Consider the following 20,342-nt stretch of genomic DNA (forward strand, 5'->3'; position numbering starts at 1 on the left):
GACAGAGAAACCGCCGTTCCGCCAGGCGGTCGTTGTTGTGGCGGCGTGCGCCATCTGCGCAGGCCACAGACCGACGGGAAGGCAGAGAACGGCGATGGCGACCATTCCGGCCACTCTTGCGGTCCTCATGCGATGGGTTCTCACCGGTGTTCCTCTCGATCACTGGAGCCAAAGGTTTGTTGTCGCTGCCCCGTGGCGTTGGTTGTGAGCACCCCCGAGCTCGAGTCCCGCCTGGTGGGATCAGCCGCCGGGATCCAGGCCGTCCTCGAGCCATCGCTCGACTGCCGGCTGCCGCGCACCACTGGGGAATTCAGCCGAGATGACCATTGCCTTGACCGTGTCGATCGCCACGTCGGTCACTGCCACCACGCGGCCTCCTTCCTGCAAGGCACCGTCGCCGTACCGAGCCGGAGGATCCATGCAGCCTGCTGCCCAGACGTCGTGTTCGGCTTGATCCATCCGATGCCTCGCCTGTGTTGCGAGGACGTTACGTCCGCGCTCCGGGGCTTGGCAAGAGATTCATCTGATGTTTCATGGCCGAGAAGATAACGCCGATTAAACGAAATCTCACATCCCCCTGGCAGATCACCTCGTCTACCAGGCAACTCTTAGACGGACACGCGAAGCCCACACCCACCCAGCCGCCCACGAGCCTCGGAGCTCCAGGCAAAGATCAGATGTTTGTAAGGGATGCTGCCTTGTGAGGCCCGCCGCCGCGCACTCACAGCCCGAGCCGACGAGGTGGGCCGTCGTGCTTGAGCACGTCATTCCACCCCGGGAGCCACCCCTCCATCAAAACCCTCAAACATACGAGGTCTGTCCGGAGGGTTCAGCGGGAGTTGATCCAAGGAGGCTGCCGGACCGGAGAGAGCTCGGACTTTTTGCACGTAGATGCGGGTGAGGCGAAGAGAGGCTCGAGGCCGTTATCAAATCGTCACTTTATTGGCGAGATAGACATCTGATGAATCTCTTGCCTAGTGGACTGACTGGACGTAACGTCACGGCAATCTTCAAGACACATCCGACCTGTCGCATCCATCCCCGACCCGCCTCCGCTGTCACTCGTGTGACCGCTTCCGGGAGATGCCGAATGTCTAGTTCCATCAGCAGACGAACCGCGCCCGGCTTAAGGCGCTTCGTCACCACTGCCTCGGCCACGACACAGCAGTGCCTGCCGCTCGCCGCTCGCGTTGCCTGGCCGATACGGCTCTTGAGTAACTGACCCGGGCTCGCTGACAGCTCAACACCCGCGGAAACAACACCGTGATGACGGGTGTGTTCTGGCATGCCCTGATCACCGGATGCCACCGCTACTCCGCCCGGCATCGACGGACCTGTGCCGGGACTACCCCTTTTACCCATCCCAAGGAGAACAGGTGAGTCTTCGAAGAACCTTGCCGGTCATGGTGGCCGGAGCGCTGCTCGCGCTCGTCCCGCAGGGCGCCTACGCGGCACGGGCCCTCCCACTCGGCGCGGTCTTGGCCGGGGCACGTGCGGCATGTCCGTGGGTGGAGTCGACCGCGTCCCCGGACCAGCGTGCCGATCAGGTGCTGGCGCAGATGACGGTGCCGGAGGAGGTCGCACTGGTCCACGGCACATCAGGGCCCTATGTCGGCAATGTGGCCGCCAATCCTCGCCTGTGCATTCCCGCGCTGAGCCTGCAGGACGGGCCGAACGGGGTCGGTGACGGGATGACCGGAGTCACCCAGCTGCCGGCGCTGATCGCCGGCGCCGCGAGCTGGGACACCGCGCTTGCGAAGCAGTACGGCTCGGCGCTGGGCGCCGAGATGGCGGGCAAGGGCGTGAACATCGAGCTCGGTCCGACGGTCAACCTGGCCCGGGATCCGCGGTGGGGGCGCACCTTCGAGACGCAAGGGGAGGATCCGTACCTGGCCGGGGCCATGGGCGCGGCCAATATCAAGGGCGTGCAGTCCCAGAGGGTGATGGCCCAGGTCAAGCATCTGGCTGCCTACAGCTCCGACGACAACCGCAACAAGGTCGACGCGAGGGTAGATGAGCGGACCGAGCAGGAGTTGTACCTGGCGCCGTTCCAGGACGCGGTCAAGGCCGGCGTGTCCTCGGTGATGTGCGCCACCAACTACGTCAATGGCAACGCCTCCTGCGCGGACCCCTACGCACAGAACGCGGTGCTCAAAAAGCAGTTCGGCTCCCCCGGCTTCATCACCTCCGACTGGGCCGCCACCTACTCCACGGCCGCCTCGGCGAACAACGGCCTGGACATGGAGATGCCCGACGGCCAGTACTTCGGCTCCTTGGCGACTGCGGTGCAGAACGGTCAGGTGCCCAAGTCCCGGCTCGATGACATGGTCCACCGGATCCTGCGGCAGATGTTCGCCTTTGGGCTGTTCGACACGGCTTCGCCCGGATCGCCGGACGCGACCGTGACCAGCGAGGCGCACAAGACGACGGCACGTCGGGCATCCGAGGAGGGGACGGTGCTGCTGAAGAACGCGGGCTCCGTCCTGCCACTCGGCGCCTCCGCCCAGGTCAAGTCAGTCGCGGTGATCGGCCAGGACGCGGGTTCAGGAGCGCTGTCGGTCGGTGGCGGCAGCGCGCAGGTCATCCCGTCGTCTGTGGTGACGCCCTACCAGGGGATCGCCGACCGGGCCGGAAAGGCCGGCATCAGCACGGAGTACGCCGAGGGGCCGACCAATGACGGCTCACTGCCGACGGTTCCCGGCAGCGTCCTGACGCCGTCGACCGGCGGCGGGAACGGCCTGACCGGACAGTTCTACCCGAACAAGGATCTGTCGGGGACCCCGGCCGTCACTCGAACCGACGCTGTGGTCGACTTCAACTGGTACAGGAACTCCCCTGCCTCCGGCATCGGCACCACCGGGTGGTCGGCGAAATGGACCGGCTCGCTCAAGGCGCCGACCAGCGGGACGTACACCTTCTCGCTCACCAGCGACGACGGGGCCCGGCTGCTCGTCAACGGACAGCCGGTCATCAATGACTGGAGCGACCATGCGTCGCACACCGCGACCGGGACCGTCAGCCTGACCGCGGGCCAGTCGGCGAAGATCGAGGTCGACTACTACCAGAACGACGGCGACTCCAACCTGACGCTCGGCTGGCAGCCGCCCAGCACCACCGCACTGCAGCAGGCCGTGAACGCCGCGCACAGCTCCGACGTCGCGGTCGTGTTCGCCGGGTTCACCGAGAAGGAGAACGGTGACCTGAAGACCATCGATCTGTCGGCCAACGACAACCAGCTGATCTCCGCAGTCGCCGCGGCCAACCCCCGCACGATCGTGGTGCTGAACACCGGCTCTCCGGTCACGATGCCATGGTTGAAGCAGGTCGCTGGAGTGTTTGAAGCCTGGTATCCGGGCCAGGAGAACGGCAACGCGATCGCCGCGCTGCTGTTCGGTGACGTGAACCCCTCCGGCAAGCTCCCGGTCACCTTCCCGAACAGCCTTACCGACATCCCGACGTCGACGCAGGCGCAGTGGCCGGGTGCCGACGGTCAGATCCAGTACTCCGAAGGGCTCAAGGTCGGCTACCGCTGGTACGACGCGCAGGACATCACTCCGCAGTTCCCGTTCGGATTCGGCCTGTCCTACACCACCTTCTCCTACAGCGGACTGTCGGTGACCGGGCCCGACTCCTCCGGGAACGTCCAGGTCTCCGCCACCGTCACCAACAACGGCACCCGTGCGGGAGACGACGTGGTCCAGCTCTACCTCGCCGCCCCCGCCGCCGCCGGCGAGCCCGCCAAACAGCTCAAGGGCTTCACCCGCGTCCGCCTCGCCGCCAGCGCCGGCACCCGGGTCCACTTCACCCTCAGCGAGCGGGACGCCTCCGTCTGGAACACCACCAGTCACTCATGGAGCCTCACTCACGGCACCTATCAGGTCATGGTCGGCGGCTCTTCCCGCAACCTCCCACTCACGGGAACCTTCGCCAGGACCGGCACCGGCTATGGCCAGATCACCGGTATTGCCGGGAAGTGTGACGACTTCGCCGCCGGTACCGCCAACTCCAACCCGATCCAGCTGTATGACTGCAACAACACCGCCGCCCAGACCTTCACCGTGATGCCGGATCACACTCTTCGGGTCCTCGGCAAGTGCGTGGAGGTCCAGTACGGCGCAACCGGCAACGGAGCCCCGGTGCAGCTCTACGACTGCAACGGCACCGGCGCCCAGCAGTGGCGGGCGGGCCCGAACGGCTCCCTCGTCAACCCGCAGTCCGGACGCTGCCTCGACGTCCCGTCCGCCTCGACCGCCAACGGCACCCAACTACGGATCTACGACTGCAACGCCACCGACGCGCAGAAGTGGAGACTCCCATGAAACAGGTCGGCAGTGAGACAGGCGGGGAAACCACGAGGCGCCGACCAGGAACGGCCCCTGCCATGACCAAGGGACGCGGCCATCTGATCTGGAGCCTGCCGTAGCCGGAAGACCATCAACCGCGGCTGGGCGTGCGGAAGACCCGCGCGCCCAGCCGCAGTCGCTGAATCGGATCAGAGCACGTTGCGTAGCCAGCTGGCGACGCTGGTGATGTGGACGGTGGTCCAGGCGCGGGCCGCCTCTGCCTCGCCGTTGGCGAGGGCGTTCAGGATGGCTCGGTGTTCGGCCAGAGTGTTGGAAACGGCCTCGGCCTGGGTGAGGCCACGCCAGATTCGGGCTCGGATCGTCGGGGCGGAGATCCTCTCTAGGAGCGAGGACAGCAGGGGGATGCCTGCGGCGGCAGCGATGAGGCGGTGGAATTCCAGATCGTTGGCCACCAGTTCTTCGACCTGGGGTGCTTCACCCAACTCGTCGAGGAGCTCGCTGAGTCTGGCCAGCTCGGGCTCGGTGATGCGTTGGGCCGCGAGCGCGGCGGCTGCGGGCTCGAGAATGCCTCTGACCTGGAAGGCCTGCAGGACCGTGTCGTCTTGGTGGAAGTCCAGCACGAATGACACCGCCTCCAGGAGGACGTCGGGCTCCAGGCTCGACACATAGGTTCCGTCTCCCTGCCGGACGTCCAGGATGTTCAGAAGAGACAGGGCGCGGACGGCCTCCCGCAGCGAGGTGCGGGACAGCCCGAGCTGGGCGGCCAGGTCCGGCTCCCTCGGGAGCCGGTCTCCCGGCTGCAGCGCTCCAGAGATGATCATCTCCTTGATCTTGATGATCGCTTCGTCGGTGACGGCCACCCAGCCTCCAAAGATCCGATGATCTGATCGTATCTTTGAGGTGCGAAGCGGACGGTGTTCGACCGACTCAGTCGGAGCCGACCTGGGCAAGTCGGTAGGCCGGCGGCAGATACCGGCGACCAGCTGGTCCAGCGCCTGCTGCTCCTCCGCACGAGCCGCCACCGCTCCCCTGTCGGGGTCCATGGTCATCCCGCTACCCTTCTACTCATCGCCCCTGTGATCCCTGTCCGATAAAGAGACCGGCAGGCGGCAGGGTGGATCACACAATCCGGGGACCTCGTCGAGGCTCGACGTCATCAGCAAGAAGGGCGACCTCCTGCTCGACGTCTCTCCGGAGGACCGTGGCCGCATCCCCAACGCCCGCAGCGGGCGCTTCACGGACTCGGCTCGTGGTCGGCGAACGTCGCATCCCCGGCTTTTTAAGCGCATAATGTGGGAGAGCCTGGGCTGTTCTGCATCGGAGGGAGGGCGGGTGGCGAAGCGCCCCACGGTGTACGACGTGGCGAGGCGAGCGGGTGTCTCGATCGCGACAGTGTCCTTCTCCTTCCGGCAGCCCGAGAAGGTCAAGCCCTCCACTCGGGATTCCGTGCTGGCCGCAGCGCGTGCGTTGGGGTACGTTCCGAGCGCCAGCGCCCGTGGGCTGGCCAAGGGCCGGACGGGCGCGCTTGGCCTGTTCTCGTTCGACTACCTCAGGCTCGAAGAGCCGACCGGACCGCGAACGGCGGACATGCCGTCTGCAGAGGGCGACGGCGGTCTGGAGGTGGTCCGGGGCCACGACGAGGACAACCCTCGGGCTTTCCCGCTGTACGTGGACGAGGTGCAGCGCGGTGTCGAACTGGAGTGCTGGCAGCGCGGGTACGCATTGATGATCGGTGGGGGAAACCACGCCAACAGCGAGGCGATCGTTACCGATATCGCCGGCCGAGTCGACGGTCTGGCCGTCTTCCCCCACACGGTGCCCGACGGCGTCCTGGACCGCATCGCCCGTCGTATTCCGGTGGTGGCCCTGTCCGAGCCACCGCACGGCGACCACCTGAGCCATGTGACGATCGACAACGCGGCCGGAATGCGGGCACTCACCGACCACCTCATCGTCGATCACGGGCTTACCGATCTGTTGTTCGTCGGCGACACGCGCTACTCCGAGAATGCGGCGCGGTATCGAGGGTTTCGTACGGCGCTGCGTGCCGCCGGGCTGCGTGTTCCGCGTAAGCCGCTGTCGCAGGAGTCCAAGCCGGACGGCCGCGAACTGGTGGCCGAACTGCTGGCGCGCGACCCGCTGCCGCAGGCCCTGGTCTGTGTGACCGACGAACTGGCCCTGGGCCTCATGGACGCGCTGGCCGAGAACGGGATCGCGGTCCCCGGGCAGGTGGCTGTGACCGGCTTCGACGGGATCCTCGCGGGACGCATCGTCCGGCCGGCGCTCACGACCATCCGCCAGCCGATGGAGCGGATGGGCCGGGCCGTTGTCGACGTCCTCGTCGATCGGCTCGAACATCGAGCCGAGCCGCCCGTCTGCCTGCAGCTGCCGGTGCGCTTGGTGTTGCGGGAGAGCTGCGGCTGCTCGCCGGCCTGACAGCCGCGTTACCCCTACCACCTGCGGTCCTTCGAACCGGCATACGCTGAACAGGACGAATCTCCCTCTTGTGCGCCTGGCATCTATGCGCTTAAGTAGTCCCCACAATTCGGCATCTAAGCGCTTAACTTCACGTTTGTCCATGGGAGCCTGCGGCTTCGAGGGAAGCGATCGGTGTGCGGTCGCGCGCAGCTCTCGCCGCAGACGCCCGTCCAGATACGACCCCACCAGAGGGCCGGCCTCCACGAAGGGAAACAGCGATGAGTCGGACGAAGATCGCGGGAGTGGCCGCCATGACAGCTGCCGCGTTGGCACTGACTGCCTGCGGGAGGGGCGATACGACCGCTTCGTCGCAGCCGACGGGGCGCGCGCTCGCGTCCGGGCCGGCCAAGGGCACCATCACCATGTGGGCGCAGGGGGCGGAGGGCGCGGCCCTTCCCTCGCTCCTGAGGGAGTTCGAGGCGGCCAACCCCGGGGTGAAGGTCAACGTCACGGCCATTCCCTGGGATGCCGCCCACAACAAGTACCAGACCGCGATCGCCGGCGGGACCACGCCCGACGTGGCCCAGATGGGCAGCACCTGGATGGCCGACTTCTCCGGGGCCTTCGACCCGGCCCCGAAAGAGGTCGACACCAGCGGCTTCTTCGAGGGGGCGAAGGCCGCAGCAATGATCAAGGGCGCGTCGCTCGGCGTTCCCTGGTACGTGGACACCGACTGCATCTACTACCGCACGGACCTCGCCGCCAAGGCGGGATACACCTCGCCTCCCACGGACTGGGCGGGCCTGAAGGCGATGGCCAAGGCGATGCAGGAGAAGGCCGGCGCCAAATGGGGCATGGCGCTGACTCCCGGAGGAGCCGACTCCTTCCAACTGACTTTGCCGTTCATCTGGTCCGACGGCGCTTCGCTAATGAAGGCCGACGGCACCAAGTGGACGTTCAACACGCCTGAGATGGCCGACGCGCTGAAGTACTACCAGAGCTTCTTCACCGAGGGCATCTCCGACAAGAACCTCTCGACCGCCGCCGGCGCCAAGGAGTCGGCGTTCGTCAGCGGCACTACCCCCATGCTCGTCAACGGACCGTTCGAGATCGGCCAGCTCAATCAGGCCGGCGGTGCCGGCTTTGCCAAGAAGTACAGCGTCATGCGCTTCCCGAAGCAAAAGAGCTCGACCTCCTTCGTGGGCGGCGCCGACCTCGTCGTATTCAAGAAGTCCAAGAACCGCGACGCCGCGTGGAAGCTGATCCAGTGGCTCTCCAAGGCCGACGTCCAGGCCAAGTGGCAGAAGATGGTGGGCGATCTCCCCGCCCTTCAGGCAGCCTGGAACGACCCGGCATTGGCAGGCGACGAGAAGCTGTCGGTCTTCAAGGCACAGCTTCAGGACGTCAAGTCCCCTCCGGCCAACACCGCATGGACCCAGGTCGGCGCCGCGGCGGACACCACGCTCGAGCAGATCGTGAAGGGCGGTATGGATCCCGCCGCCGCGCTCAAAGACCTACAGGCCAAGGCCGACTCCATCGGTACGGGCGGCTGAACATGGTCACCATCAGCCGCCCTTCGGGTGGGCCCGTTACAGCACGCCGCCGTAAGCAGACCCTGACCGCGTGGATGTTCGCATTGCCCTTCGTGCTCATCTTCGGGGTCTTCATGCTGCTCCCGCTCCTGTCATCGCTGGCGATGTCGTTCACCGATTTCCGGAGCAGCGATGTGCAGACCCCTCTGGCCGTGCGCTTCGTGGGCATTGACCAGTACCGCACGCTGTTCGGCGACCCGATGTTCATCCGGTCCATGGTCAACACCGGGTATTTCGTTCTCGTCGGTATCCCGCTGACCATGATCGTCGCCCTGGCCCTGGCGATCGCGCTCAACAGCGGCATCACCCGGTTCCGCACCATCTTCCGGGTGGGTTTCTATACCCCCGTCGTCACCAGCATCGTGGCGGTCGCCGTCGTATGGCGGTTCATCCTGCAGCCCGACGGATTGCTGAACCATCTGCTGAAATCGATCGGCATCATCGGCCCGGACTGGCTCAACAGCACCCGATGGTCGATGCCAGCGCTGATCCTGCTCGCGGTGTGGCGCAACATGGGCACGTTGATGGTCATCTTCCTCGCCGGATTGCAAGCGGTCCCGGTCGAGCTCCAGGAAGCGGCCGTGACCGACGGGGCGAACACCCGGCAACGGTTTCTCAGGATCACCCTGCCGATCCTACGGCCCACTCTCCTGCTCGGCGCGGTGCTGTTGTCCGTCGGATACCTGCAGTTCTTCGAGGAGTCCTTCGTCATGACCAAGGGCGGACCGTTGAACTCGACACTGTCGGTGACATACTTCACGTACAACCAGTTCGGTTTTGGCAAGTACGGATATGCGTCGGCGGCCAGCTATGTTCTTTTCATAGCCATCGTTCTGGTGAGCATTGTGCAGTTCCGGACATTGCGCTCGAGAGTGTGACCGACACCATGCAGATCTCTCAAAAAGACCTTCCGTTCACGTCCGTGGCACGACAGCGCAGAAATAGGTCCAATAGCGCTTCCGGATGGCCTGTTCGCCGTCGAGTGTGGACCTACACATGGCTTACAGTGGCCGTGGCGATGACTCTACTGCCGTTCGCCTGGATGCTTCTCGGCTCTTTCAAGACCCAGGGCGAGATACTGCACGGTCCGAACGGATGGCTGCCTCATTCGCCGACCCTGGCGAACTACAGGACGTGGTTCGGACAGCTCCAGATCGGGCGATACCTCGCCAACAGCCTGATCGTCGCCGTCTTCACCGTGCTCGGCAATCTGGCATTCTGCTCCATGGTCGGCTATGCCCTCGCCAAAATGGACTTCCCGGGGAAGCGCATCCTGTTCCTGATGGTCATGGCCACCCTCATGGTCCCCGGCGTGGTGACATTCGTACCGCTGTTCGTCCTGGTCAGCAAGCTCGGGCTGGTGAACACCTTTCCGGCCCTCATCCTGCCGTTCCTGACCTCGCCGCTAGGCGTGTTCCTGATGCGCCAGTTCATGCAGGACATCCCCGACGCGCTCCTCGAAGCCGCTTACATCGACGGCGCCAGCGCGGTGCGGGTGTTCCGCAGCGTCGTCCTCCCCCTGTGCAAGCCGCCGCTGGCGACCCTCGCGATCCTGACGTTCCTGGGTTCCTGGAACAACTTCCTCTGGCCGCTGGTCGCGGCGCAGAGCCAGGACAAGTACACGCTGCCCGTCGCGTTGTCCCTGTACTCCACCGGCCAGAACGCCACCGACTATGGCCTTCTCCTTGCCGGGTCGGTTCTGGTCATCACTCCCATCGTCGCCTTGTTCATCTGCCTGCAGCGCTTCTTCATTCAGAGCATCGCCTCAACCGGCATCAAATAGCGGCACGCGCCGACTACCTCTCTACACTGAGGAGACATTCCTTCATGACCGACGCAACCATGCGTTTCCCCGAGAGCTTCCTCTGGGGTGCCGCGACCGCGGCGCACCAGGTCGAAGGCAACAACGTCAACAACGACTGGTGGGCGCGCGAGCACACACAGGTCGAGGGAATTGACGAACCGAGCGGAGATGCCTGCGATAGCTACCACCGATACCGAGAGGACATCGCCCTGCTCGCCGAGCTGGGATTCAACGCCTACCGGTTCAGCATCGAATGGAGTCGGATCGAGCCGGAGGCGGGCCTTGTGTCCCGCGCGTCGATCGACCACTACCGGCGAATGGTGGATACCTGTCATGAATTCGGCCTGACCCCGGTCGTCACCCTCCTGCACTTCACAGTGCCGCGATGGATGGCCGCTCGCGGTGGCTGGCACGGCCGCGACGCCGCCGAACTCTTCGCACGGTTCACGGAGATCTCCCTGCCGATCGTCTCCGAGGGGGTCGAGTGGGTGTGCACGATCAACGAGCCCAACATGATGGTGATGAACCGTGAGGGCGAACCCACCCAGGTGGCGGCCGCCGAAAAGCCCGCCCCTGACATGAAGGTCGCCGACACCCTCATCGAGGCGCACCGTCGATCCCGCGAGGTCCTCGGCTCCGTGCCGGCGATCAAGTCCGGATGGGCGGTGGCGACGCAGGCGGTCCAGGCCGAGCCCGGATATGAAGATCTCGCCGATGCCTACCGCTACCCCCGCGAGGATCTCTTCCTCCAGGCCGCCAAAGGCGATGACTTCATCGGCGTACAGGCCTACACCCGGACGATCATCGGTCCGCACGGGCCGCAACCTGTTCCCGACGGCGTCGAGACCACTCTCACCGGCTGGGAATACTTCCCGGCCGCCCTTGACATCGGTGTCCGAAACGCATGGAAACTCACCGACCATGTGCCGGTCCTCGTCACGGAGAACGGCATCGCCACCACCGACGATGCCCGCCGCATTGCCTACACTCAGGCCGCGCTCGCCGACCTGCACCAAGCGATGACCGACGGCATCGATGTCCGCGGCTACCTGCACTGGTCCGCGCTCGACAACTACGAATGGGGGTCCTTCGCGCCCACCTTCGGACTCATCGCGGTGGACCGCCGAACGTTCACACGCACCGCGAAGCCCAGCGCGCGCTGGCTCGGGAACCTGGCCCGAAGCATGAGACCGAGTCGAACCACGTGAAGCCGCAGCTCGTCAGGGGCATCCGTTAGGTCCGCAGACCTGGTGTCTCGATACGGCCGTTCCCGTTCCTTTGCCAGGCAGTGTCCGTGCCGCACCCGCGGCACGGACATACAGAAAGGCCATGAGATCGCTCGAGGCCGTCCGAGACCCCGCCCGCCGTTACTGTCCCATCGCCCCAGCCGCTATGACGTCCGCCTGACCGACACCTGGCCCTCCTCGATCCCCTCTCCCCGACGGCACCGTCCGGGCCATGGGCAAGTGCATGGACGCCTACGGAACCGGAACCGCCAACGGCACGAAACTCGTGCTCTACCCCGGCCACGGCCGCAGCAATCGGGCGATCCTGATCATCTTCCCGATCCTGTGGGTGATACTGGGCGCGTTCAAAGACAACGCGGAGATAGGCAGCAGCGCCTGGTCCTGGCCGGCGCACTGGTCGTTCGCATCATTCCGCCACGCCTGGGACACGGGCATCGGCGACTACCTGGCCAACACGGCCCTGGTGCTGGTCTTCTCGGTGACGTTGACGATGCTGTTCGGCTCGATGGCGGCCTACGTCCTGGCCCGCTACGACTTCCGCAGCAACCGGTTCATCTACTACCTGTTCGTCTCGGGCGTGATGTTCCCGGTCTACCTGGCGCTGGTCCCGCTGTTCTTCCAAGTGAACCTCCTGCACATGCTGAACACCTACCAGGGCCTGGTCCTGGTCTACGTCGCGTTCTCCATGCCGTTCACGGTGTTCTTCCTGCACGCGTTCTTCCGGACCCTGCCGACGGCGGTCTTCGAGGCGGCGCTGCTGGACGGCGCCTCGCACACCCGGGCGTTCTTCCAGGTGATGGCACCAATGGCCAAGCCCGGCCTGCTCTCGGTCGGTATCTTCAACGTGCTGGGACAGTGGAACCAGTACCTCCTGCCGGTCCTGCTGATGCAACGCCAGCGCGGACAGTCCGAAACGCACCAGATGCTGTCACAGGGCCTGGTGAACCTGATGGTGGCCCAAGGCTACGCAGGTGACTTCCCGGCCCTCTTCGCGGGCATGACCATCGCGATAATCCCGGTACTCGTGGTCTATCTGTCGTTCCAGCGGCAAGTACAAGCGGGCCTCACCGCAGGAACTCTGAAGTAACGCCCTGCACGCAGATCGCCGCGGTGGTGCCAGTCGGCGCGGTGCTGGCAGCGAAGCGACGCAGGAACACCAGCCTGATCGGGCTGTCCTGGTCGGCGGCGCCGGGGAACGAATCTCCGGGCAGACTTTTGGCACCTTCTCAGCAGCCGCCCGGTAGACTCGCCAGCTCCTCAATCACCGCGATCGACTGGGGATGCGCTTGGTAGTTGGCGGTCGGCCATGTCGGTGGGAGGGCTCAGGACATGCTTAACCGTTTGTCCTCAGGACGTCCTTGACCTCAGCTCCCAGTGAACGTCTGAAGCGAGCATGGCTTGCAGGCCGCACAAAACATGCACCGCCTGATGAGCCTCACGCGCACGAAACGTGGGGGTCGGTGTGATTTGGAACGGAATCCGACATAGCGCGAGTTCCGCTGGTCAGCGCGCCATCGGCGTCGGCCTGTCCCGTGGCGGGTTAACGCCAACACCACCTGCGCGACCTTCCCCTGACGACGACGCCCACCGACCCCGCCCCGCCCAGCGAGCCACAGCTCGACAGCGACCTGCGACCGCGGGAAGGGCTGTGCATGCCGATAATCTCATCCACGCAGGTCAAGCGGCATGTGCGTACTCGTTGAGGATTCCGCCCAGACGTTGGCGGCGTCGGATGTCCAGGTGGACGATCTGGTCCGGATCAGTGATCGGTGGCGGTAGTGGACGGAGCGGCCGGGCGCCTGCGATGCCTTGGTGGGGCCGGTGGGTGTTGTAGAAGGCCTCGAACTCGCGCAGGGCCCGCAGCAGGTGGTGCTGGTTCCAGATCAAGGTCCGGTCGAGGATCTCGCGCCGGCAGGTCTGGACCCACCGCTCCATGAACGCGTTCATCCGTGGCATCCGGATACCGGTGAGCACGACCTTGATCCCCGCATCGGCCAGGACGGCGTCGAACATCTCGGGGAACTTTCCGTCCCGGTCCCGGATCAGAAACCGCGCCCCGCATCCGGCGTCCTGCAGGTCCATGACCAGGTTCCGGGCGGCCTGGGTCACCCAGGATGCACACGGATGCGCCGTCGCACCCAGTACCCGGACCCGCCGCGAGTGGTGCTCGATCACTGCGAGCACGAACACCCGCGTTCCGGTCAGGGTGACCATTTCGAAGAAGTCACAGGCCAAGAGGGTCTCTGCCTGGGAGCGCAGGAAATCGGCCCAGGTCGTGGTCGAGCGTTCGGGTGCGGGATCGATCCCGGCCTCCTTCAGGATCTCCCACACGGTGGAAGGAGCGACCTTTACGCCGAGCACCAGCAGTTCGCCGTGCAGCCGCCGATACCCCCAGCTCGGGTTCTCCCTGGCCAGGCGCAGCACCAGAGCGCGGATCGAACGCACGGTGCGGGGCCGGCCCGGGCGCTTGGGCCGGGACCGGACGGCGTGCCGGCTCGCGATCAGGTCGCGGTGCCAGCGCAGCACCGTGTCCGGGCGTACGAGCAGCCGCAGTCTCCGCAGCGTCTGCTGTGGTAGCCGGTGCAGTAGCGCGGCCAACAACGCCCGGTCTGCCGCGGTGAAGTGCACCCGCTGCTGGCCGAGTTGACATTCCAGTACGGCGATCTGATGCCGCAGGGCGAGGATCTCCGCGTCTTTATCCCGGTCGCCCATCGGCAGCGGCCGCAGCACCGCGAACGCGTTCGAGACGGCCAGATAGCCCAGTCGAAACAGCACGAGCCGACATCATGCCGCGCGGTCGACCCGTGCACCCGGCCCCCATCCCCGCAGCCGCGATCAACACTGCGACCCCCGGCTCACCAGGCCGGATGAAGTTTTCGGCAAGGACAGCGTCGCTGCGCGGCGCTTTGGGTCGCCATTGCGCTCCTTCGCGTTTGTTACGCACTTCTAGGTTCCTACTTCCTGATGGAGTGGAACAGCCTGTACGTTCGCCAATGTCACGTGAGACGGCACACAGGTACAGGGAGGACTACACACATGCGTGCGATCGTCGTTCGCTCCTACGGAGGACCCGAGGTTCTGGAGATCGCCGAGGTAACGGTTCCGGAACCGGGTCCCGGCCAGGTGCGTATCCGAACTGAGGCCGCCGCCGTCAACCCCGTCGACGCGGGGACGCGGGCCGGTGCTCTGGTCGAGGCCGGACTCATGGCGGCGCGGGACGTCACCGGCATCGGCTGGGACGTCGCAGGGGTCATCGACGCGGTCGGCCCGGGAGCAACCGCGTTCGCCGTGGGAGACAAGGTGATCGGCCTATCCGACCGGCTCGACGTCGCCCTCGGCACCCACGCCGATCAAGTGGTCCTGGATGAAAACGCCGTAGCAACGGCACCGGCCGGACTCTCACCGGAGGCCGCGGCCACTCTCCCCCTGGGCATCCTGACCGCGGACCAGGCGCTGGACATCTTGGCCCTCCGCCCCGGGCAGACACTTCTGATCACCGGGGCGGCCGGCGCTGTCGGCGGCTTCGCCACCGAACTGGCCACGGCACGCGGGATCCGCGTGATCGCGGTAGCGGGGGCCGCAGACGAGGAACTGGTGCGCGGATTCGGCGCCGCGGAGTTCGTAGCGCGGACGTCCGAGCTGTCGGCGGCGGTTCGCTCGGTGGTGCCCGGCGGCGTCGACGCGGCGCTGGACGCCGCCCTCGTCGGCACCACCGCGCTGGAAGCCGTGCGCAATTGCGGGGGGTTCGTGGCCGTCGCCGCTGGAGCCGCCCCGGCCCCGCTGCGCGGCACGCGGGTCACCAACGTATGGATCCGGGCGGATGGCCCCCGCCTCACCGAGCTGGCCCTGCTGGCGGCCTCTGGCCGGATCACGCCGCGGATCGCCGAGACGTTCCCGCTGGCCGAGGCTGCCGCGGCCCACCGGCGACTGGAGAAAGGCGGGCTGCGAGGCCGCCTGGTCCTCCTGCCGTAGCGCCCCTGGCGGTGCCGGTACCGTCCACGGCGCATCAGGGTGGCCAGATATAAAACTGTCGGACGTTGTGACACCGGGTCTCCGATTACCACGGAGACTTCCCACGCCCCTAATCCCCCGAGCAGTAACTCGACCGCCAGGCCGGCCTGCGCCTGGCGGTCTTCGCCACGCCGAGGAGGTCCTTAGCAACGTTGCGCTGAGGTGTCGGGACCACGCGGGATCAGGCACAACTGCTTCGGCAAGTGGCTACGCCGTGAGCCGGGGCGGATTTCGCCTGTGGGCCACCTCGTGGGTTGACGCGGATGTTCAGTGGACAACAGCGATACGAAGCTGCTCGCCAGGTTCACGATCCGCGGACTTGGCCCTTAACGAGGCCTAACGCTCAGCTGACATGGGCCGTGTACATCGGTCCGTACGCCTAAGGCTGGGCGAACCTGGACAAGGAGGACCGGCGTGCGTCACAAGGGCATCCCCAAGATCGAGACACTTAAAGCGACCAAGCGCCTACCCCTGCGGTACAAGGTGCGATGGGACCGCGGCAGCAAGAGTTTCACCGACACCGACAGGGCAGAGGCGCTGCGGTTCGGGACGGATCTGGTCAAGAACGACTACATCGACCCCCGCGAGGACGGCAGGCTGTACGGGAAGAAGGCCCGCGAGGCCCAGCGCAAAACCGCCACCAGCCCGAGTGAGGATCACAGCTTCCATGCCGTCGCTCAACGCTACCTGCAGGCGCTGGAGGGCACCCACGGCCACCTGCAACGCTACCGCAGCCAGCTGAAGAACTGTCGGCGCTGAGTGTTCACCTGTCGCGGCACACCGCATTGCGTGTCCTGCTTCGGATCCCGCTGCCGGTGGTGGCGACGCCGCGGGTGCTGGGCGTGGATGACTTCTCGCTGCGGCGCTGTCGGACCTACGCCACCGTGTTGATCGACGCCGAGACCCGCCGGCGGGTCGATGTCCTGCCCGACCGCAGGTCCGACACCCTGCCGCGTGGCTGCGTGAGCACCCGGGCGTCGAGATCGTCTGCCGTGACGGCGCCGGCGGCTACGCCGAAGCCGTGCACCAGGCCTTGCCCGATGCCCTCCAGGTCGGCGACCGGTGGCAGTGCGCCATGAGGCGCCTGGTCGTATCCCCGGCTCAGCCGGGAGGGACTCGGAGGGAGGTTCTTGGGTTCGATGGCTTACCTGGATCCGAAAGGTGAAGGGGACCGCAGCATGCCATTGAAGCGGCGGCCGTGCTCAGGCGTTGGAGGCGGCGCGTCGCGGAACCCGCGTGATATTTGGCGAAAGCTGGATTGCCTGAATCCCAATCCCCAGTTGATGGAAGGTCGCATCCGTCGGAAATCGATGCCCGAAGCCGACGCCGTGCTCTGCCCTGGTTTAGTGCCATGGCCGGGGCAACCTCTGGAGTGCGGGGCGATGCCCAGTGAGGGTATTGAAGGGGATGAGTGGGACGCCTACGTCACGCTGTCACGTACGGCCAGGACGAACATGGGATCGCCTACGGGATGCGAGTCCTAAGGCGACGGAGGCCCCGTAGTAGTCGCCGGAGTCACGACCGGCCGAGGAGTCCGGGAGAACCGGAATCAGGGCGAAGGGGGCCAGGTGATCGGACACCTCAGAATCGGGAGGATTGCGTAATGCAAAGCGCCGAAACGGTGCTGGGTGTCCTGCGTGAGCGCGGCAGGCGCGGCCTGCCGTTGGAAAGGTTGTATCGGCAATTGTTCAACCCGCAGTTGTATCTGCTGGCCTACGGGCGCATCTACTCCAACAAGGGAGCAATGACGCCCGGGGCCACCGGGGAGACCGTGGACGGCATGTCGGTGAGCAAGATCGAGGCCATCATCGAAGCAATACGCCACGAGCGTTATCGGTGGAGCCCGGTCAAGCGGATCCATATCCCGAAGAAGAACGGGAAGACCAGGCCATTGGGCCTGCCGCCGTGGTCGGACAAGCTGGTCGGTGAGGTGGTGCGTCTGCTGTTGGAGGCATACTACGAGCCGACTTTCTCCGGCCTGTCCCACGGTTTCCGTCCCGGCCGGGGCTGCCACACCGCACTGCGGGATGTGGCCAACACCTGGACCGGGACGACCTGGTTCATCGAGGGAGACGTCGCCGACTGCTTCGGGAGTTTCGATCACGAGATCATGCTCTCGACGCTGGGCGAGAAGATCCACGATGGCCGGTTCCTGCGGCTGATGCGTAACATGCTCAAGGCCGGATACCTGGAGGACTGGGTCTGGAACGCGACGCTGAGCGGAGTCCCGCAAGGCGGCGTGGTTTCACCCGTAATGTCCAACATCTATCTGCACCGACTGGACACCTTTGTCGAGACAATTCTGATCCCGGAATACACCCGAGGGCGGATCCGCAAACAGGACACCGCCTATGCCAGGGTGCGCGCCGCCAGAGACCGGGCATACCGGCGCGGCGACCGTGCCACGGCACGGAAGCTACGCAAACAATTGCGCGACATGCCCAGCGGGGATCCCCAAGATCCCGGCTTCCGACGGTTGCGTTATGTCCGGTACTGCGACGACACCCTGCTTGGGTTCACCGGACCCAAGGCCGAAGCCGAGGAGATCAAACAGCGCCTGACGGCGTTCCTGCGTGATGAACTCAAGCTGGAACTGTCCCAGGATAAGACACTGATCACGCACGCCCGCACCCAGGCGGCGAAATTTCTCGGCTATGAAATCACCGTGCTCCACAACGACCACAAGGTCACCCACGGCCGTCGAACCATCAACGGGACGATCAGCCTGCGGGTGCCGGAATCGGTGATCAAGGCCAAGAAAGCCCCCTACCTATCGCGCGGCAAACCCGAGCGCAGGCCCCATCTGATCAACGAGGACGACCACACCATCGTCAACACCTACGGGGCCGAGTGGCGGGGCATCGTCCAGTACTACCTGCCGGCCGGGAACGTTCATCGCCTCTACCGGCTGCTATGGGTCATGGAGACCTCCCTGCTGAAGACCCTGGCCAACAAGCACCGCTCATCGGTATCGAAGATGGCCCGCAAATACGCAGCCACCATCGACACCCCATACGGGCCCCGCAAGTGCTTCGAGGCCAGAATCGAACGCAGCGGCGGCAGGAAGCCATTGGTCGCACGGTTCGGCGGCATTCCACTCAGACGGCGACGGGACGTGGTCATCTCCGACCGCGTCCCGGTCCCGGGCATCGTCCGTCACAAGGAGCTGGTCACCCGGCTCCTGGCGAGCCGGTGCGAGATCTGCAAGAACACGGACGGCATCTCAGTGCACCACGTCCGCCGACTCACCGATCTCAACCGGTCGGGACAGCCGCAACCCGCATGGGCGGCACAGATGGCACGGCGACGGCGCAAGACCCTGGTGGTCTGCCGGACCTGCCACGATGCCATCCACACCGGGAACCCGACACCACAGCTCACGTAGTAGTCACCGGAGAGCCCGCCGCGGTGAAAGCCGCACATCGGGTTCGGGCTGGGGGCCGCCGGAAAAGGACCCGCCATAAGGGCGGGCACCTCGCTGGCGGCCCACCAGTGCTACCTGGCACAACTTCGCCCAGGCCGCCGGAAAGGAAGTGGCCGTTCACAGCGGCTGCTGGGCCACCGCCTCGCGAGTACGCAAACTCGACGGCGGAAAGACCACCACCCTTGCCCGATGGCACCAGGTCCACGACCTGCTCGATGCCGGAGTCGGTCTCCTGGAGTGCGCCCGGCGGCTGAACCTCACCTTGAACACCATCAAGAGATACGCACGGATCGCAGAGCCTGAAAAGATGCGGCGAGCGCCGCAGTACCGGCCCACCCTTGTCGATCCCTACCGCGAGTACCTGCGTAAACGCCGGGCCGAAGACCCCGCGGTCCCCGTCCTTCAGCTCCTGCGCGAGATCCGCGAACGCGGCTACACCGGCAGCCAGAACCTCCTCTACCGCTACATCACCCAAGGCCGCGTCGAGGACGACCGGCCCGCCCTCTCACCCCGCAGGCTCTCCCGCTTCGTTGACACCGGCTTTGTCAGGGCTGCTCCCACCACCACCTTCCGGCTGGGGCTGACCGAGCGGGGGCTGGCCTATGTGATGGCGGTCAAGGCCACCACCAGCGCCTACCCCGCAGATGCGGTACCGCACACGCCGCCCTATAGCGGGCGTGGCCGCCCACCTGGGCCACGCTACCCAGCAGCCCCTTCCACTCTTGGCGACCTGGTCCTGGACGCCGGCCGCAGGGCCCTGCGGCAGGTGACCTGGCGCCAGGGCAGCAAGAAGACCAAGGGCAACCTCACCGCGAAGATGGGTCCGCGCTTCACCGCGATCCGGGTACGTCCGGCCAACCGCGACATCCCCCGAGCCGACGACGGCAGCCTGCCCGAGTGCTGGCTGCTGGCCGAATGGCCCCCGGGCGAACCCGAACCCACCGATTACTGGCTGTCCACCCTGCCCGCCACCACCCCCATCAAGACCCTGGTCCGCCTGGCCAAGATCCGCTGGCGGATCGAACACGACTACCGCGAACTCAAGACCGGTCTGGGCCTCACCCACTTCGAAGGCCGTTCCTGGACCGGCTGGCACCGCCACGTCACCTTGGCTTCGGCCGCGCATCTCTTCCTCACCGAACTACGCCTGACCAGCCCAAAAGTGGCTGGGGCGGCCTGAGTCTCTACAAAATCCTCAACCAGCTCCAGGTGCTGCTCGCGACCTGGAGTGGCCGATGCCCCACCTGTCATCAGCAACCACCATGACGACCTAACAAAGCCCTACTAGGCGCGCGGGCACCTTCGGAGCCTTCCGCAGCAGGAACCTTTCACGGCATATGCCCTGCTATGCGAGATAGTTAGTGAAATAGACATTCTCGACAATATTTGTGTCGGCGAATGTGACCACATACTCAAACTCAATGTACGGCCTCATTTCTCCCCTTGACCAGAACAGCAAGCGCGAGCGGTCGCTGCTGGCCTTCGACGGTGAACACAGCCGAAACGATGTCGTCTCCGTCCGCGCGCAGCACGATCCACCCG

At 65.7% G+C, this 20,342-nt stretch carries 13 protein-coding genes and 2 pseudogenes; 12 read left to right on the forward strand and 3 right to left on the reverse strand.

Going from position 1 to position 20,342, the window contains the following annotated elements; genetic code table 11:
• Positions 1-240: 240 nt before the first annotated feature.
• Positions 241-369, reverse strand: coding sequence for a hypothetical protein (locus tag ACYVF7_RS31765; RefSeq protein ID WP_460347981.1), 129 nt, complete (start codon positions 367-369; stop codon positions 241-243).
• A 1,007-nt stretch (positions 370-1,376) separates the two neighbouring features.
• On the opposite strand from ACYVF7_RS31765, the gene ACYVF7_RS31770 reads away from it, so the two are divergent.
• A complete protein-coding gene (locus ACYVF7_RS31770) occupies positions 1,377-4,319 on the forward strand; it encodes a glycoside hydrolase family 3 C-terminal domain-containing protein (RefSeq protein WP_460347983.1) in 2,943 nt (980 codons plus the stop codon).
• Positions 4,320-4,492: 173 nt separating this feature from the next.
• Here the strand turns inward: ACYVF7_RS31770 and ACYVF7_RS31775 are convergent, their stop codons facing one another.
• The gene (locus ACYVF7_RS31775; RefSeq protein ID WP_460347985.1) at positions 4,493-5,164 is read right to left on the reverse strand and encodes a FadR/GntR family transcriptional regulator; all 672 of its coding nucleotides are present in this window, start codon (positions 5,162-5,164) and stop codon (positions 4,493-4,495) included.
• 472 nt (positions 5,165-5,636) lie between these two features.
• Here ACYVF7_RS31775 and ACYVF7_RS31780 point away from each other — a divergent pair, with 472 nt between their 5' ends.
• From ACYVF7_RS31780 to ACYVF7_RS31805, 6 genes are all read left to right on the forward strand, one after another.
• Positions 5,637-6,740, forward strand: coding sequence for a LacI family DNA-binding transcriptional regulator (locus ACYVF7_RS31780; RefSeq protein ID WP_460347987.1), 1,104 nt, complete (start codon positions 5,637-5,639; stop codon positions 6,738-6,740).
• A gap of 293 nt (positions 6,741-7,033) precedes the next feature.
• Positions 7,034-8,275: an extracellular solute-binding protein gene (locus ACYVF7_RS31785; protein ID WP_460358205.1), complete on the forward strand. Its 1,242-nt coding sequence runs from the start codon at positions 7,034-7,036 to the stop codon at positions 8,273-8,275.
• 2 nt (positions 8,276-8,277) lie between these two features.
• The gene (locus ACYVF7_RS31790; protein WP_460347989.1) at positions 8,278-9,192 is read left to right on the forward strand and encodes a carbohydrate ABC transporter permease; all 915 of its coding nucleotides are present in this window, start codon (positions 8,278-8,280) and stop codon (positions 9,190-9,192) included.
• Between the two features lie 128 nt (positions 9,193-9,320).
• Entirely contained in the window at positions 9,321-10,097 is a 777-nt protein-coding gene (locus ACYVF7_RS31795) for a carbohydrate ABC transporter permease (RefSeq protein ID WP_460347991.1), read from the forward strand.
• A gap of 44 nt (positions 10,098-10,141) precedes the next feature.
• Entirely contained in the window at positions 10,142-11,326 is a 1,185-nt protein-coding gene (locus ACYVF7_RS31800; RefSeq protein WP_460347993.1) for a glycoside hydrolase family 1 protein, read from the forward strand.
• Positions 11,327-11,576: 250 nt separating this feature from the next.
• Positions 11,577-12,452, forward strand: a complete 876-nt coding sequence (locus tag ACYVF7_RS31805; RefSeq protein WP_460347995.1) for a carbohydrate ABC transporter permease — start codon at positions 11,577-11,579, stop codon at positions 12,450-12,452.
• Between the two features lie 590 nt (positions 12,453-13,042).
• Here ACYVF7_RS31805 and ACYVF7_RS31810 read toward each other — a convergent pair.
• On the reverse strand, positions 13,043-14,140 hold the full coding sequence (locus ACYVF7_RS31810; RefSeq protein ID WP_460347997.1) for an integrase core domain-containing protein: 1,098 nt from the start codon (positions 14,138-14,140) through the stop codon (positions 13,043-13,045).
• A gap of 261 nt (positions 14,141-14,401) precedes the next feature.
• On the opposite strand from ACYVF7_RS31810, the gene ACYVF7_RS31815 reads away from it, so the two are divergent.
• The 5 genes and pseudogenes from ACYVF7_RS31815 to ACYVF7_RS31835 all read left to right on the forward strand — a co-directional run.
• A complete protein-coding gene (locus ACYVF7_RS31815) occupies positions 14,402-15,337 on the forward strand; it encodes an NADP-dependent oxidoreductase (RefSeq protein ID WP_460347999.1) in 936 nt (311 codons plus the stop codon).
• Positions 15,338-15,790: 453 nt separating this feature from the next.
• On the forward strand, positions 15,791-16,135 hold the full coding sequence (locus tag ACYVF7_RS31820) for a hypothetical protein (RefSeq protein WP_460348001.1): 345 nt from the start codon (positions 15,791-15,793) through the stop codon (positions 16,133-16,135).
• A 2-nt stretch (positions 16,136-16,137) separates the two neighbouring features.
• Positions 16,138-16,442 (forward strand): annotated as a pseudogene (locus ACYVF7_RS31825) (ISL3 family transposase); the annotation flags it as partial.
• A gap of 537 nt (positions 16,443-16,979) precedes the next feature.
• On the forward strand, positions 16,980-18,761 hold the full coding sequence (locus ACYVF7_RS31830; RefSeq protein ID WP_460348003.1) for a reverse transcriptase domain-containing protein: 1,782 nt from the start codon (positions 16,980-16,982) through the stop codon (positions 18,759-18,761).
• 601 nt (positions 18,762-19,362) lie between these two features.
• A pseudogene (locus tag ACYVF7_RS31835) lies at positions 19,363-19,980 on the forward strand (IS701 family transposase); the annotation flags it as partial.
• Between the last annotated feature and the right edge of the window lie 362 nt (positions 19,981-20,342).

The sequence above is a fragment of the Actinoallomurus acanthiterrae genome, from assembly GCF_054775715.1.

Coding starts and splice junctions, on each gene's coding strand:
- ACYVF7_RS31785 (WP_460358205.1), top strand. CDS start 7,034: ATGACAGCTGCCGCGTTGGCACTGACTGCCTGCGGGAGGGGCGATACG.
- ACYVF7_RS31790 (WP_460347989.1), top strand. CDS start 8,278: ATGGTCACCATCAGCCGCCCTTCGGGTGGGCCCGTTACAGCACGCCGC.
- ACYVF7_RS31800 (WP_460347993.1), top strand. CDS start 10,142: ATGACCGACGCAACCATGCGTTTCCCCGAGAGCTTCCTCTGGGGTGCC.
- ACYVF7_RS31805 (WP_460347995.1), top strand. CDS start 11,577: ATGGGCAAGTGCATGGACGCCTACGGAACCGGAACCGCCAACGGCACG.
- ACYVF7_RS31815 (WP_460347999.1), top strand. CDS start 14,402: ATGCGTGCGATCGTCGTTCGCTCCTACGGAGGACCCGAGGTTCTGGAG.
- ACYVF7_RS31830 (WP_460348003.1), top strand. CDS start 16,980: ATGCAAAGCGCCGAAACGGTGCTGGGTGTCCTGCGTGAGCGCGGCAGG.